Here is a 15,350-nt window from a genome sequence, read left to right as displayed (position 1 = left end):
TACCGCCGCCCACCAGGGTTTCTCGGCCAACCTCTACACCCTGCCCTCCGACGTCTTCCCGCGCGGCGCCGTCGGCTCGGTCGTCGGCATCGGCGGCATGCTCGGGGCCCTGGGCGGCATGGTGTTCTCCAAGTACATCGGCCAGGTTCTCGAGACGATCGGCACCTACACCCCGATCTTCATCGTCGCCGGCAGCGCCTATCTCGTCGCCCTGCTCGTCGTGCACCTGCTCGCGCCCAAGATGGAGCCGGTGAAGATCTGAGGCGCGCGCCGCCCGGCCTATAACCGGGCGGCATAGCCGTTCCGATCATCCGATACGACAGGGTCCGGCCGCGCGGGCATTTTCCGGCCACGCGGCCCCGTCTGCGCGGTAAGGAAAGTTCTCCCCGTATGAGCCTGATCATCGACTGCCACGGCCACTACACGACCGCGCCGGAGCCCCACAACGCCTGGCGCGACGAGCAGGTGAAAGCCTTCGAGAGCAACAGCCCGCCGCCGCCGTATCCCGACATTCCCGACGACCTGATCCGCGAGTCCATCGAGGGCGCGCAGCTGCGGCTGATCCGCGAGCGCGGCGCCGACATGACCATCTTCAGCCCCCGCGCCTCGACCATGGCCCACCACGTCGGCGACGAGGGCGTCAGCCGGGCCTGGGCGCAGCGCTGCAACGACCTGATCAAGCGGGTGGTGGATCTCTATCCGGAGACCTTCGCGGGCGTGTGCATGCTGCCGCAGTCGCCGGAAGCCGACCTGCAAGGTTCGATCGCCGAGCTGGAGCGGTGCGTCAACGAGCTGGGTTTCATCGGCTGCAACCTCAACCCCGACCCCGGCGGCGGCCACTTCGCCCATCCGCCGCTGACCGACCGCTACTGGTATCCCTTCTACGAGAAGATGTGCGAGCTGGACGTGCCGGCGATGATCCACGTCTCGGGCTCGTGCAACCACGCCCTGCACGCCACCGGCGCCTTCTACATCGCCGCCGACACCATCGCCTTCATGCAGCTGATCGAAGGCGACCTGTTCGCCGACTTCCCGACCCTGAAGTTCATCATCCCGCACGGCGGCGGCGCGGTTCCCTACCACTGGGGCCGCTACCGGGGCCTGGCCGACATGCTGAAGAAGCCGGGCCTGGACAAGCATCTGATGGAGAACGTGTTCTTCGACACCTGCGTCTATCACCAGCCGGGCGTGAACCTGCTGGCCGAAGTCATCGACAGCAAGAACATCCTGTTCGGCTCGGAGATGGTCGGCGCGGTGCGCGGGATCGATCCGACGACGGGGTTCTATTTCGACGACACCAAGCGCTATGTCGACGCGCTCGACATTCCCGACGCCGATCGCCACGCGATCTTCGAGGGCAACGCCCGCCGGGTGTTCCCGCGTCTGGACGCGATCCTGAAGGCGCGCGGGCTCTAGCGAACCTTCCAGCCGGCGAGCACAGCTCGCTGGCTCATGCCCTTGGCCTCGGACGCCGTCAGCGTGCGCCCGCGCCGGAACGCCGCCGCGCCGGGGCCGCCGGAGCCGAACTGCGAGAAGCGCACCGCCTCGGGCTGGAGCATGGTGCGCGGATTGCCGTCCTTGCCGGTGTACCACATCTCCGTCCACCCCTCCGGCGCGACGTGATCGTCCATCCAGCAGTCGATGAAGGCCGTCTGGGCGACGTATTTCGGATCGCCGTACTGGCCGTCGGCAAACCGGCTGGACGGCCGCCAGGGCCGGCCGAGATAGACCGAGCCGCGCGCCGTGCCGGGCGCCTTGGTCAGTTTGCAGTCCTTGAAGACGAAGCCGAACGGCTGATCGATCGGGGTGCTGGGGGCGACGACATAGCCATCGACCGGATCGACCGGACGCGGCAGCGAGCGGATCTCGCAATCGCGGAAGAACGCCCTTCCCGCCCCGAAGATGAAGTCGTAGCTGCCGGCGATCAGGCAGCGCTCGAACAGACTGCGGCCGGCGTCGGGAAACAGGGTGTCCTGGTAGCTGAGGATGTCGACATCGCTCAGTCGCGCGCGGTCCGAACCCTTGTCGAGCATCAGGGCCACGGCCTGCGGGCCGCCGCCGTCGTGCGAGTGCAGGCCGCCGGGCTTGGACATTTCCGCCAGGCCGTCGAAGGCGTTGCGGATGGTCAGGTTGCGGGCGGCGAAGTCCGGCGCGCGGACGAACAGGGTCGGGGTGCGGAAAGTGCCCCAGCGCTTGCCGTCGGGCGCGATCAGGCCCGAGGCGGCCAGGTGGCTGATGATGCTGGCCTGGCGGTCCTCGCCGACCAGATGGACGAAGGGCCTGTCGATCACGACCTGCTCGTCCCAGACGCCACGCGCGACCAGGATGCGGAACGGCCGCTTTCCGTCCACGGGCGCGGCGGCGACAGCGGCCGACAGCCGGTCGTAGGTCGGGGCCGAGAAGCGGCGGGCGTCATCCGGTCGCTTGAGCACGGCGTCGTAGCGCGGCGCGGCAGCGGCCATGCCCGGGATCAACAACAAGCCGGCGGCGACGGCCCGGCGCGAAACGATCGTCATCGAAGCCTCGAAACAAAAAGACGCGAAACAAAAAGACGGGCGTCGGCCGTGAAGGATCGGCCGACGCCCAACATTCCCCTGGGAGGAGGAAGCCTAGAAAGAGTACCGGAAGCCGAAATTGTACTGCCGGCCGGTGTGGGAATAGACGTAGACGCTGTCGCGCTGGCTGTCGGTGTACTGGTCGTTGAACGCGTCAGTCAGGTTGAGCCCCTCGAAGGTGATCTTCAGGCGCTTGTTGATCGCGTACGAAGCCGAGGCGTCGACGGTGAAGGTGTCGCGCACCCCGTCGATGTCGTTGGTCGAGGTGCCGCTGGGCACCGCGGTCAGGTACTTGTCGCGATAGGCGCCGGAGACCCGGGCGCTGAACCGGTCGTCCTCGTAGTAGAGCGTGGCGTTGAAAGCGTTCTTCGACAGGCCGACCAGGTCGTTCTGCACGAAGCCGGTGGTCGAGCGCGACGAGATGTAGTCGATCTTGGAGTCGACGATCGTGACGTTGAAGATCGCCCCGGTGTGGCGCAGCGGACCCGGCAGGAAGCTGAAGGGCTGCTGATAGCTGATCTCGATCCCCTTCAGCGGCCCGCCCTTGGTGTTGACCGGCTGGCTGAACAGGAAGGTGTCGTTGGCCGACACACCGGCCAGGCCGTCGAGCAGGCTGACCGGGAAGCCGGAGGCGGCGAAGGTCTGCGAGATCCGCTGCGTCTGGATGTAGCTGTCGATGTCCTTGTAGAACAGGCCGACCGACAGCAGGGCGTCCTTGGCGAAGTACCACTCGGCCGACAGGTCGTAGGTGGTGGCCCGGATCGGGTCGAGGTTCGGGTTGCCCGAGCTGACGCTGAACACGCCGACGACGCTGAGGCTGCCGCCCGGCGTCAGGCTGCCGAGGTTGGGACGGGTCATGACCTTGGCCGCGCCGAAGCGCAGCAGGAAGTCGGGCGTGACCTCGGCGGTCAGGTTCAGGGCCGGCAGCACGTCCTCGTAGTCGCGCTTGACGGTGGCCTGCTGGGCCGCGCCGGACACCAGCTGGTAGCCGGTCGAGCTCTGGTCGGTCTTGACGTAGCGCACCCCGACGTCGCCGCGGATCGGCCAGGCGAACCGGTCGCTGTTGAAGTCCAGCTGCACGTAGGCGGCGGTGTCCTTCTCGGTGACGCTGCGGATGTTGCCGCGGGCGGCCGAGTTGCTCGCGCCGGATAGTTCGAACAGGCCCGTGCCGCTGTAGATGTTGAACAGCTTGGCGAAGGCGTCCAGGTCGGGGGCGGCCCAGCTGGTGGGATAGCCCGAGCCGCCGAGGTTCTTGCCGAAGCCGCTGACCAGCTTGGTCAGGGTCGCCAGGGTGACGCCCGCCGGCAGGGTCGGAACGACGGACTCGTTGACCCGCGCCAGGGCCCAGGAGTCGAACTCGTACTTCTTGAGGTTCACCCCGGCCTTCAGGCGGAAGGTGTCGTTGAGCTCGTAGTCGCCGTCGAGCTGGGCGGTCTGGATGGTGTTGGTCACGCCCTGCGGCCGCAGGCGGATCTCCGAACGCGCCGCGCCGAAGTTGTAGGCCAGCGGATCGGTGACATCGAAGCCGAAGTTCATCGCCGGCAGGTTGGCGTTGTTCCGGTAGTCGTAGGAGAAGCCGTCGGCGTTCTCGCGATTGAGGATCACCGTGGTCTGGATCGGGTTGTCGAAGTCCGACTTCGAGAAGCCGACCAGGCCCGTCACCTTGAAGCGGTCGGTGAAGTGGTGCTCGGCCGTGAAGGTGGCCTGGGTGTACTTGGTGTCGAGCTTGTCGAAGCGGGTCTCGCTCTCGACGTCGACGTCGTCGAACAGGCCGTAGACCATGTCGCCCTTGGCGTTGACCACGCCGTCGCGGACGATGATCTCGGGCCGGCCGCCCTGGGCGGCGTTACGGGCGAAGGACAGGGCTTCGAGCCAGTTCTCGGTGCGGGTGGCCTTGAAGTCGGAATAGAGGAAGTCGGCCGAGATCAGGGTCTTCTCGTCGGGCCGGAACTGCAGCGAGCTGGTGATCCCCAGGCGCTTCTGGTCATGGGTCAGGCGGCCATAGCGCGGGAAGCGCGGGGTGAAGACGCTGGCGGAGCTTGCCTGGGTGAAGGTCGAGGCTGGGCTGAAGCCGCCCACCTCCGTGCCGTTCAGCCAGCCGCCCGAGCCGTGGCCCTCTTCCAGCAGATGGCGCTCGGTATAGGCCACCGAGACCAAGGCCCCCAGTTTGCCGTCGAACCAGGTGTTGGAGGCCAGGGCCGCGAAGCGCGGATCCCAGCTTTCGGAGAGGTCGTTGTAGCCCTGCTGGGCCGAGACCACGAAGGTCGCGCCTTTGTAGTCGAACGGCCGGCCGGTCTGCAGGTCGACCGTGGCGCCCAGCGAGCCTTCCTCGGTGGAAGCCGAGGCGGTCTTGCGCACGGTGATGCTGTTGAAGAGCTCCGAGGCGAAGACGTTGAAGTCGAACGAGCGGTTGCGGTTGGCGCCGCCCGAGCTGTCGGTGCCGCTGGCCGTGCTCTGGCCCTCAACGCCGTTGATGCGCACGCGGGTGAACTGCGGGCCCAGGCCCCGGACGGTGATCTGGCGGCCCTCGCCGGCGTCGCGGGCGATCGAGACGCCGGGCACGCGCTGGATGGACTCGGCGAGGTTGGCGTCCGGGAAGTCGGCGATGTCCTCGGCCTTGATCACGTCGACCACGCCGCTGGCGCGCTTCTTGACGTTCAGGGCGCTGCCCAGGCTGGCGCGGAAGCCGGTGACGACCACCTCCTCGACGGCGGCGGGCTCTTCGATCGTGTCGCCGACCGGCTCGGACTGCTGGGGGATGGCGACCGGGGCGGTCGAGGCCAGCTGCACCGAGGCCTTCTGGCCCAGCACCGCCGTGCGGCCGTCGTTGGAGACCACGGTGAGATTGGCGCCGTCGAGCAGGCGCGAAAGGCCTTCGGAGACGGTATAGGTCCCGCGCACGGCGTTGACCCGCTTGCCCTGGACGGCCGCCTGCGGCGCCAGGATCTGCAGGTCTGCCTGCTTGCCGAACTGCGGAATGCCCGTGGCCGCGGCCTGGGCCGGAATATCGAATTTTCGCGCCTGAGCCTGGGCTTGCGTGCCCACCAGCACCGCCGCGGCGCCAGCCGCCAGCATCAAGGCCGACTTGCCGTAGACATATCGCGGACAACCCATTCCGCGCCCTCCCTGTTTTGTCGTTTCGCACGGCGCTTCTCGGAGCGCCTGTCTAGAGCGATGCGAGGGAAACCGGTTTCCGTCAGACATCGGCGAAATTTTTCGCGGTAAGGGCGATCGGCCCCTATTCCGCTAGCGCCGCGCTTGCCTCCACCAGGATGGCGTCGCCGCGCACCGTCACCTTCGCACCGAAGCTGGCGGCGGCGGCGCGGGCGAAGCTTTCCGGCTCGTTGGTGCGGAACCAGCCGACCAGCCGCTGGTCTGCCAGCCCCTGGTCGACGATGACGATCTTGCGGGCGTTGTAGCGGTTGAACTCCTCGGCGGCCGCGCCGAAGGCCTCGCCGTCGAGCACGATCTGGCCTTCTCGCCAGGCCAGCTCCCGGGTGATCTCCAGAGACGCGGCCGCCGGCCGGGCGGCGCCGGCGCTGTCGGAGACGAAGACCCGCTCGCCGGCGGCCACGCGACGGGGCGCCTCGCCCGCGCCTTCGGACCAGACCTCGACCACGCCCTCGGTGACCAGCACCTCGCAGCCGCCGGCGCGGCGACGGACGGAGAAAGCAGTGCCGACCGCCCTCACCCGCACCGGCCCGCTCTCGACCACGAACGGCCGCTGCGCGTCCTTGGCGACCTGGAACCAGGCCTCGCCCTTGTCGAGCCGCACCTCGCGCTTGCGCGGCTTCATGGCCACTTCCAGGGCAGTGTCGGTGTTGATGGCGGCCATCGAGCCGTCGGCCAGCGGCACGCGCCGGATCTCGCCCACCGCCGTGCCGTAGCGCGCGGCCAGCAGGCGCGGGACCAGCAGCGCCGCGACGCAGGCGGCGGCCGCGGCGACACCACCGCCGGCCAGCAGGGCGCGACGCGACGGCGCCTTCGCCTTGGCCGGCGCGGCCGCCTCTGGTCCGAGCACGCGAGCGCGATCCAGCAAGGTCCAGCCGGCCTGGGCGCGCACATAGGCGCCGCGCCGGCGCGGATCGCCGGCCAGCCAGGCTTCGAGTTCAGCCGCCTCTTCGGCGGGGAGTTCGCCCTGATCGACGCGCACCACCCATCGGGCGGCGCGCGCCTCGATGTCAGCGGCGCTTTCGCGTTCGGTCATGCGTATTCGGCCTCCTCGCGGCCGTCGGTTGTTGCTGCGTTTCACCCTCGGCGAGGGCGGCGAGGATGGCGCGAAGCCCCCTCACGGATTCGTTCTCGACCACGTTCTCGGTCACGCCCATGCGGCGGGCGATCTCGCGTTGCGGCAGGCCTTCGATCTTGCGCATCTCGAAGATCCGGCGGCAGCGGTCGGGCAAGGCGGCGATCAGCCGCCGTACCCGCTCCAATTCGCGCCGCCCGCCGGCGATGCGCTCGGGCGAAGGCTCGTCGAGCTCGACGTTCAGAGAGTCGATCTCGGCCGCCGTGTCGATCCGCACCACCCTGGCCCGCCGAAGCTGCTCCAGCGCCACGCTGCGGGCGGCCTGGAAGAGATAGGCCCGCGGCTCGCCGATGTGCTCGACGGCGCTGAGGCCCGCCAGGCGGCAGTAGGTTTCCTGCACGATGTCGTCGACGTCGCCCGCGGCCGCGAACGCCCGTCTAAGCCACGCGCGCAGGTCGGCTTCATGGGGCAGGATCTCCCGCCCGATCCAAGCCACGACACGCGTACGCCCGTCCGACACCGTTTCCGCCCGAGTTGTTCTGAAGGGAGCGATGCACGGCCGGGGAATTTCCGTCAAACCCGACGGCGGAAAAGTCGCCCCTCGTTCGAACCGCGCGCTCCGGAACTCACGTTAAACAGCCGCGTTGTCCGCTTAGTTGAGTGGAGTTCCGCCGCTTCGGCCAGGAACTCGAGGGGGCGAAATGCGGGACACGGGGCAGACGGCCGGCGAACACAAGCTGGACCAACGCCAACTGCTGGCGGCGTTGCGGGCCTTTCGACGCGGAGATTTCTCCGTCCGCCTCCCCGATGATCTCGACGGACTGGACGGCGAGCTGGCCGAGGCCTTCAACGACGCCGTCGGCCTCAACGACCGGATTTCCAAGGAATTCGAGCGCCTGCGCGACTCGGTCGGCCGCCAGGGCAAGATCAACCAGCGCGCCGCCCTGCCCGGCGCCCTGGGCTCGTGGAACGACAGCGTCGAGGCGGTCAACAGCCTGATCACCGACATGGTCCATCCGACCGCCGAAATGGCCCGGGTGATCGGCGCCGTCGCCAAGGGCGACCTCTCCCAGACCATGGACCTCGAGAACGAGGACCACCCGCTGCGCGGCGAGTTCCTGCGCATCGGCAAGGTGGTCAACACCATGGTCGGCCAGCTGGGCTCGTTCGTCTCGGAAGTGACCCGCGTAGCCCGCGAGGTCGGCACCGAGGGCAAGTTGGGCGGCCAGGCCAAGGTGGCGGGCGTCGCCGGCGCCTGGAAGGACCTGACCGACAACGTCAACCTGATGGCCGCCAACCTGACCGGCCAGGTCCGCAACATCGCCGAGGTCACCACCGCCGTCGCCAACGGCGACCTGTCGCGCAAGATCACCGTCGACGTGAAGGGCGAGGTGCTGGAGCTGAAGAACACCATCAACACCATGGTGGACCAGCTGAACGCCTTCGCCAGCGAAGTCACCCGCGTCGCCCGCGAGGTCGGCACCGAAGGCAAGCTTGGCGGTCAGGCCCAGGTCGAGGGCGTCGGCGGCACGTGGAAGGAGCTGACCGACAACGTCAACCTGATGGCCGGCAACCTCACCGGCCAGGTCCGCAACATCGCCGAGGTGACCACCGCCGTGGCGCGCGGCGACCTCTCCAAGAAGATCACCGTCGACGTGCGCGGCGAGATCCTGGAGCTGAAGGACACCATCAACGTGATGGTGGACCAGCTGAACGCCTTCGCCAGCGAAGTCACCCGCGTGGCCCGCGAGGTCGGCACCGAGGGCAAGCTGGGCGGTCAGGCCCAGGTCGAGGGCGTCGGCGGCACGTGGAAGGACCTCACCGACAACGTCAACTTCATGGCCGCCAACCTGACCGGCCAGGTCCGCAACATCGCCGAAGTGACCACCGCCGTGGCCAATGGCGACCTCTCCAAGAAGATCACCGTCGACGTGAAGGGCGAGATCCTGGAGCTGAAGTCGACCATCAACGTCATGGTCGATCAGCTGAACGCCTTCGCCAGCGAAGTCACCCGCGTGGCCCGCGAAGTGGGTACGGAAGGCAAGCTGGGCGGCCAGGCCAACGTCACCGGGGTCGGCGGCACCTGGAAGGAGCTGACCGACAACGTCAACCTGATGGCCGGCAACCTGACCGGCCAGGTCCGCAACATCGCCGAGGTGACCACCGCCGTGGCCCGCGGCGACCTCTCCAAGAAAATCACCGTCGACGTGCGCGGCGAGATCCTGGAACTGAAGAACACCATCAACACCATGGTGGACCAGCTGAACTCGTTCAGTTCGGAAGTGACCCGCGTGGCCCGGGAAGTCGGCACCGAGGGCAAGCTGGGCGGCCAGGCCCAGGTTCGCGGCGTGGCCGGCACCTGGAAGGACCTCACCGACAACGTCAACTTCATGGCCGCCAACCTCACCGGCCAGGTCCGCAACATCGCCGACGTGACGACCGCCGTGGCCAATGGCGACCTCTCCAAGAAGATCACCGTCGACGTGAAGGGCGAGATCCTGGAGCTGAAGAACACCATCAACGTCATGGTGGACCAGCTGAACGGCTTCGCCTCGGAAGTGACCCGCGTGGCGCGCGAGGTCGGCACCGAGGGCAAGCTGGGCGGCCAAGCCCAGGTCAAGGGCGTGGCCGGCACCTGGAAGGAGCTGACCGACAACGTCAACCTGATGGCCGGCAACCTGACCGGCCAGGTCCGCAACATCGCCGAGGTGACGACCGCCGTGGCGATGGGCGACCTCTCCAAGAAGATCACCGTCGACGTGCGCGGCGAGATCCTGGAGCTGAAGAACACCATCAACGTCATGGTCGATCAGCTGAACTCGTTCAGCTCCGAAGTGACCCGCGTGGCGCGCGAGGTCGGCACGGAAGGCAAGCTCGGCGGCCAGGCCCAGGTGAAGGGCGTGGCCGGCACGTGGAAGGACCTGACCGACAACGTCAACTTCATGGCCGCCAACCTCACCGGTCAGGTCCGCAATATCGCCGACGTGACGACCGCCGTCGCCAAGGGCGACCTTTCCAAGAAGATCACCGTCGACGTGCGCGGCGAGATCCTGGAGCTGAAGTCGACCATCAACGTCATGGTCGATCAGCTGAACGGCTTCGCCTCGGAAGTGACACGGGTGGCGCGCGAAGTCGGCACCGAGGGCAAGCTGGGCGGCCAGGCCGCCGTGCCGGGCGTGGCCGGCACCTGGAAGGACCTCACCGACAACGTCAACATGATGGCCGCCAACCTGACCGGCCAGGTCCGCAACATCGCCGACGTCGTGACCGCCGTCGCCCAGGGCAACCTCAAGCGCAAGCTGACCCTCGACGCCAAGGGCGAAATCGCCTCGCTGGCCGACACCATCAACGGCATGATCGAGACCCTGGCCACCTTCGCCGACCAGGTGACCAACGTGGCCCGCGAGGTGGGTTCGGAAGGCAAGCTGGGCGGCCAGGCCAAGGTGCCGGGCGCGGCCGGCCTGTGGCGCGACCTGACCGACAACGTCAACGAACTGGCCGCCAACCTGACCACCCAGGTGCGCGCCATCGCCGAGGTCTCGACCGCCGTGACCAAAGGCGACCTGACCCGCTCGATCACGGTCGAGGCCTCCGGCGAAGTGGCCGCGCTGAAGGACAACATCAACGAGATGATCCGGAACCTGAAGGATCAGACGTTGAAGAACACCGAGCAGGACTGGCTGAAGACCAACCTGGCCCGGTTCAGCCGCATGCTGCAGGGCGAGCGCGACCTGTCGACGGTGTCGAACCTGGTGCTGTCGGAGCTAGCCGCCCTGATCAACGCCCAGCACGGCGTGTTCTATGTCTCGGACGCCGACGAGGCCGGCGAGACGGTGCTGACCCTGGCGGCCAGCTACGCCGGCGCCCAGCGCCGCTCGCCAGCCAGCCAGCTGCGCCTGCGCGAGGGCCTGGTCGGCCAGTGCGCGGCCGAGAAGAAGCGCATCCTGCTGACCGACCTGCCGGCCGACTACGTCAAGATCAGCTCGGGTCTGGGCGAGGCCGCGCCGCGCAGCATCATCGTGCTGCCGGCCCTGTTCGAGGGCGAACTGAAGGCGGTGATCGAGCTGGCCAGCTTCGGCGCCTTCAACGAGACCCAGCAGGCCTTCCTCGACCAACTGATGGAGTCGATCGGCATCGTGCTGTCGACCATCGCCGCCAACATGCGCACCGAGGGCCTGCTGGCCCAGTCGCAACTGCTGACCTCGGAACTCCAGGCCCAGCAGGGCGAACTGAAGAAGACCAACGACCGCCTTGAACTGCAGGCCGCGTCCTTGCGCCAGTCCGAGGAACTGCTGCGCTCCAAGCAGGAGGAACTGCAGCAGACCAACGCCGAGCTGGAAGACAAGGCCCTGCTGCTGTCGGCCCAGAACAAGCAGGTCGAGGCCAAGAACACCGAGGTCGAGCAGGCCAAGGCGGCGCTGGAGGAGAAGGCCGAGCAGCTGGCCCTGACCTCGAAGTACAAGTCCGAGTTCCTGGCAAACATGAGCCACGAACTGCGCACGCCGCTCAACAGCCTGCTGATCCTGTCGAAGATGCTCAGCGAGAACGCCCAGGGCAACCTCAGCGGCAAGCAGGTGGAGTTCGCCAAGAACATCCACAGCGCCGGCGCCGACCTGCTGGGCCTGATCAACGACATCCTCGACCTGTCGAAGATCGAGAGCGGCACGGTCACCCTCGACATCGGCGAGATGTCGTTCGCCAGCCTGCGCGACCAGACCGAGCGCACCTTCGCCCAGATCGCCCAGGACAAGAAGCTCGACTTCCTGATCGATCTCGACCCCGCCCTGCCCCGGGCCATGTACACCGACGACAAGCGCCTGCAGCAGGTGATCAAGAACCTGCTGTCCAACGCCTTCAAGTTCACCGAGGCCGGCTCGGTCAGCCTGTCGGTCAGCCGGGCCGAGCGCGGCTGGGCCGAAGGCAACGACCACCTCAACAAGGCCGGCCAGGTGCTGGCCTTCTCGGTCGAGGACACCGGCATCGGCATCCCTGAGGAAAAGCAGCGGATCATCTTCGAGGCCTTCCAGCAGGCCGACGGCACCACCAGCCGCAAGTACGGCGGCACGGGGCTGGGCCTCTCGATCAGCCGCGAGATCACCCGCCTGCTGGGCGGCGAGCTGAGGGTGGTCTCCACGCCCGGCCAGGGCAGCACCTTCACTCTCTATCTGCCGTTGAACTTCAGCCCGACGGCGGCCTCCGCCCTTTCCGGCCCGACGCCGCGCCCGGCCGGCGCCCCGCCGGCGACCTTCGTCATCTCCACGGCCGACGCCCCCGCCTACGAGCCGGTCGAGACCGTGCAGGACGACCGCGACGGCATCGAGCCCGGCGACTCCGTGGTGCTGATCGTCGAGGACGATCCGCGCTTCGCCTCCATCCTGCTGACCCTGGCGCGCGACGCCGGCTATCGCGGGGTGGTCACCGGCGAAGGCTCGGCCGTGCCGTCCCTGGCGCGCCGGTTCTCGCCCGAGGCCATCCTGCTCGACGTCGGCCTGCCCGACATGGACGGCCTGGCCCTGCTGGACCTCCTCAAGCGCACCGCCGACACCCGCCACATCCCGGTGCAGGTGATCTCGGCAGACGATCGCGGCGGCCTTGCCCCATCGATGGGCGCGCTGGGCTTCACCAGCAAGCCGGTCGAGCAGGAAGCGGTGATCTCGACCCTGGACCGCGTGCGTCGCCTGGCCCACGGCGGCGCGCGGGCGCCGACCCTGGTCGGGGGCGGCAGCGATACGATCCGTCTGCTGCGCGAGGCCTTCGGCGACGTGCATGTAGCGCGTGACCTTTCCGCCCTCCCCGCCTTGGCCTTCTCGGGCGACGGCGGCGGCCTGGTGATCGAGGTCGAGGCGGGCGCGGCCGGGTCGGTTCTCGACGCCCTGAAGACCCGCAACCCGGCCCCCGGCGCGGTGGTGCTGTACGCGCCCGGCGAACGCGACGCCGAGGAGAGCCGGCGCCTGCGGCTGGCGGTGTTCACGGGGCTGGCCCGCATCGCCCGCACGCCAGAACAACTGATCGATCAGGCCGCCCTGCTGCTGCACGAACGGGTGGACGGCCTGCCCGAGGCCGCCCGCGCCATGCTGGCCCAGAACCGCCACGCCGACGCCGTTCTGGCCGGCCGCACCGCCGTCGTCATCGACGACGACATCCGCAACATCTTCTCCCTGGCCAGCGCCCTGGAGGAATACGGCATCGCGCTGCGCTACGCCGAAAGCGGCCGAGCGGGCCTGGAGCTGATGGACGGTCTGGACCAGGTCGACCTGGTGCTGGTCGACATCATGATGCCCGACATGGACGGCTACGAGACCATGCGCGAGATCCGCTCGCGCCGGCGCTTCGCCGACCTGCCGGTGATCGCCGTCACCGCCAAGGCCATGAAGGGCGACCGCCAGAAGTGCATCCAGGCCGGGGCGTCCGACTATGTCTCCAAGCCGGTGGACCTGGACCAGCTGATCTCCGTGCTGAGAGTCTCGGTGCAACGGGCGGACGCGGCGCGGGCGGCCGGCGACAACGTGGTGGTGCTGGCGACGGCGGCGTCCTGATCATGGTCCCCGCCGTCCAGTTCCCACCGGTCGAGCCCGAGCCGCAGCCGGTCACCAAGATCCTCATCGTCGACGACGACGAGCGCAACGCCTTCGCCGCCGTCCAGGCGCTGGAGAGCCTGGGCCAGGAGCTGGTCATCGCCCGCTCCGGCGAGGAGGCCCTGCGGCGACTGCTGACCGACGACTTCGCCGTGATCCTGCTGGATCTGCACATGCCGGGCATGGACGGCTACGAGACCGCCGCCCTGATCCGCCAGCGCCGGCGCACGCGCAGCGTGCCGATCGTCTTCCTGACCGCCGTGTTCCGCGACGAGACCCACATCTTCAAGGCCTATTCGGCCGGGGCGGTGGACGTGGTGTTCAAGCCGGTCGATCCGTTCATCCTGCGCTCCAAGGTGCAGGTGCTGGTCGATCTGCACGTCAAGACGCTGGAGCTGGCCCGCCAGGCCGAGCACCAGAAGGCCCTGCTGGAGGAATACGCCCGGGTTCAGGTCGAGAAGGCCGCGGCCGAACGCTCGCTGCGCAGCAACGAGGAGCGCCAGCAGGCGATCCTGCGGGTGCTGCCGATCGTCTTCCACTCCCGCCTGGCCGAGCCGCCCTACACCCCGCTGTCGCTGAGCGACAACGCCGAGCGCCTGACCGGCTTTCCAGCCGAACAGCTGCTGGGAGAGGCCGCGCTGGGCATCGACCGGGTGCATCCCGAGGACCGCCCCGTGGTCGCCCGCGCCCAGGCCGAGGCCATACGGACGGGTTCCTACAGCTGCGAGTACCGCTGGCTGCGGGCCGACGGCGAGTATCGCTCGTTCATCGACCAGGGCGTCCTGGCCTTCGACGACGACACCGGCCGCGCCCTGGTTTTCGGCGCCCTGTTCGACAACACCGACCGCCGCGGCCTGGAAGAGGCCCTGTCCCACGCCCGCAAGATGGAGGCCGTCGGCCAGCTGACCGGCGGGGTGGCCCACGACTTCAACAACCTGCTGACCGTGGTGCTGGGCAATATCGACCTTGTGCAGCGGCGCTGCGGCGACGCCTTTCCCTATGCCCGGCAGATCACGGCGGCCCGCCAGGCGGCCGAGCGCGGGGCGGCCCTGACCCGACAGCTCTTGGCCTTCTCGCGCCGACAGCGGCTGGACCCGGCGACGGTCGAACTCAACGACCTCGTCCGCGAGTTCTCGTCCCTGCTGCGCCAGGCCGTGGGCGAAGCCGTAACTATCGAGGTCGAGCATTCGACCGAACAAGGCTGGGTGCATGTCGACGTCGCCCAGCTGGAAAGCGTGCTGCTGAACCTGGCGGTCAACGCTCGCGACGCCATGGACGGCGCGGGCCTACTGAAGATCCTCGTCCGCACTGGCGCGGCCGGCCACCAGCTGGTGGTCAGCGACAGCGGCCCTGGCATGTCGCCGGAGGTGGCCTCGCGCATCTTCGAGCCGTTCTTCACCACCAAGGAGGTGGGCAAGGGCTCGGGCCTGGGTCTCTCGCAGGTCTATGGCTTCGTGCGGCAGTCGGGCGGCGAGATCGAGGTGACGACCAGCCCCGGCGCTGGCGCATCCTTCCGCATCGACCTGCCGGCCTGCGCGCCGTCTAGCGTGGAAATCGTGATCGAAGGCCCCGCCGCCAGCGTGCCGGTCGGCACCGAGCGGATCCTGGTGGTCGAGGACGATCCGGCCGTGCTGGCCCTGGCGGTCGATACCCTGCGGCCGCTGGGCTACCACGTCGCCGCGGCGCGCAACGCCGCCAGCGCCCTGCGCCGCCTGCGCAACGGCGACGGCTTCGACCTGCTGTTCTCCGACGTGGTCATGCCCGGCGGGATCACGGGCCTGGACCTGGCCCGCAAGGCCCGCGTCAAGCGGCCCAGCCTGAAGGTGCTGCTGACCTCGGGCTTCATCGGCCAGGAGGCCGAAGACTGGGCCAACGAATACCCGATGATCGACAAGCCCTACGCGCCCTCGGCCCTGGCCGCGCGGGTGCGGGCGATCCTCGACGCGGTGAACTAAGCGGGCGTTTCAGCCCAAC

General features: G+C 68.5%; 7 protein-coding genes and 1 pseudogene. 4 read left to right on the top strand and 4 right to left on the bottom strand.

Annotated features, from left to right (window positions below):
• Positions 1-262, top strand: a pseudogene (locus AC2YHT_RS16890) (MFS transporter); the annotation flags it as partial.
• A gap of 128 nt (positions 263-390) precedes the next feature.
• Entirely contained in the window at positions 391-1,416 is a 1,026-nt protein-coding gene (locus AC2YHT_RS16885; protein ID WP_487290938.1) for an amidohydrolase family protein, read from the top strand.
• On the opposite strand, the gene AC2YHT_RS16880 is transcribed toward AC2YHT_RS16885, so the two are convergent.
• The 4 genes from AC2YHT_RS16880 to AC2YHT_RS16865 all read right to left on the bottom strand — a co-directional run bounded on the left by AC2YHT_RS16880 (position 1,413) and on the right by AC2YHT_RS16865 (position 7,321).
• Positions 1,413-2,516 carry a pectinesterase family protein gene (locus tag AC2YHT_RS16880; protein ID WP_487290937.1) on the bottom strand — a complete coding sequence of 368 codons (1,104 nt, stop codon included), beginning with the start codon at positions 2,514-2,516 and terminating at the stop codon, positions 1,413-1,415. The two genes, AC2YHT_RS16885 and AC2YHT_RS16880, sit on opposite strands and share 4 nt — an antisense overlap.
• A gap of 93 nt (positions 2,517-2,609) precedes the next feature.
• Complete coding sequence (locus tag AC2YHT_RS16875) at positions 2,610-5,669, bottom strand: TonB-dependent receptor (RefSeq protein ID WP_487290936.1); 3,060 nt, start codon at positions 5,667-5,669, stop codon at positions 2,610-2,612.
• 124 nt (positions 5,670-5,793) lie between these two features.
• Positions 5,794-6,762, bottom strand: a complete 969-nt coding sequence (locus AC2YHT_RS16870) for a FecR family protein (protein WP_487290935.1) — start codon at positions 6,760-6,762, stop codon at positions 5,794-5,796.
• Positions 6,737-7,321, bottom strand: coding sequence for an RNA polymerase sigma factor (locus AC2YHT_RS16865; RefSeq protein ID WP_487290934.1), 585 nt, complete (start codon positions 7,319-7,321; stop codon positions 6,737-6,739). The genes AC2YHT_RS16870 and AC2YHT_RS16865 overlap by 26 nt, the downstream gene beginning before the upstream one ends.
• A gap of 181 nt (positions 7,322-7,502) precedes the next feature.
• On the opposite strand from AC2YHT_RS16865, the gene AC2YHT_RS16860 reads away from it, so the two are divergent.
• Positions 7,503-13,337, top strand: a complete 5,835-nt coding sequence (locus AC2YHT_RS16860; RefSeq protein ID WP_487290933.1) for a HAMP domain-containing protein — start codon at positions 7,503-7,505, stop codon at positions 13,335-13,337.
• A 2-nt stretch (positions 13,338-13,339) separates the two neighbouring features.
• Entirely contained in the window at positions 13,340-15,331 is a 1,992-nt protein-coding gene (locus tag AC2YHT_RS16855; protein WP_487290932.1) for a response regulator, read from the top strand.
• Positions 15,332-15,350: the final 19 nt, after the last annotated feature.

This window comes from Caulobacter sp. SRI_008 (assembly GCF_057586355.1).
Note: the sequence above shows the minus strand (reverse complement) of the source record. Positions and strands in the feature narration are given on the sequence as shown.

Coding starts and splice junctions, on each gene's coding strand:
- AC2YHT_RS16875 (WP_487290936.1), bottom strand. CDS start 5,669: ATGGGTTGTCCGCGATATGTCTACGGCAAGTCGGCCTTGATGCTGGCG.
- AC2YHT_RS16855 (WP_487290932.1), top strand. CDS start 13,340: ATGGTCCCCGCCGTCCAGTTCCCACCGGTCGAGCCCGAGCCGCAGCCG.
- AC2YHT_RS16860 (WP_487290933.1), top strand. CDS start 7,503: ATGCGGGACACGGGGCAGACGGCCGGCGAACACAAGCTGGACCAACGC.
- AC2YHT_RS16870 (WP_487290935.1), bottom strand. CDS start 6,762: ATGACCGAACGCGAAAGCGCCGCTGACATCGAGGCGCGCGCCGCCCGA.
- AC2YHT_RS16880 (WP_487290937.1), bottom strand. CDS start 2,516: ATGACGATCGTTTCGCGCCGGGCCGTCGCCGCCGGCTTGTTGTTGATC.
- AC2YHT_RS16885 (WP_487290938.1), top strand. CDS start 391: ATGAGCCTGATCATCGACTGCCACGGCCACTACACGACCGCGCCGGAG.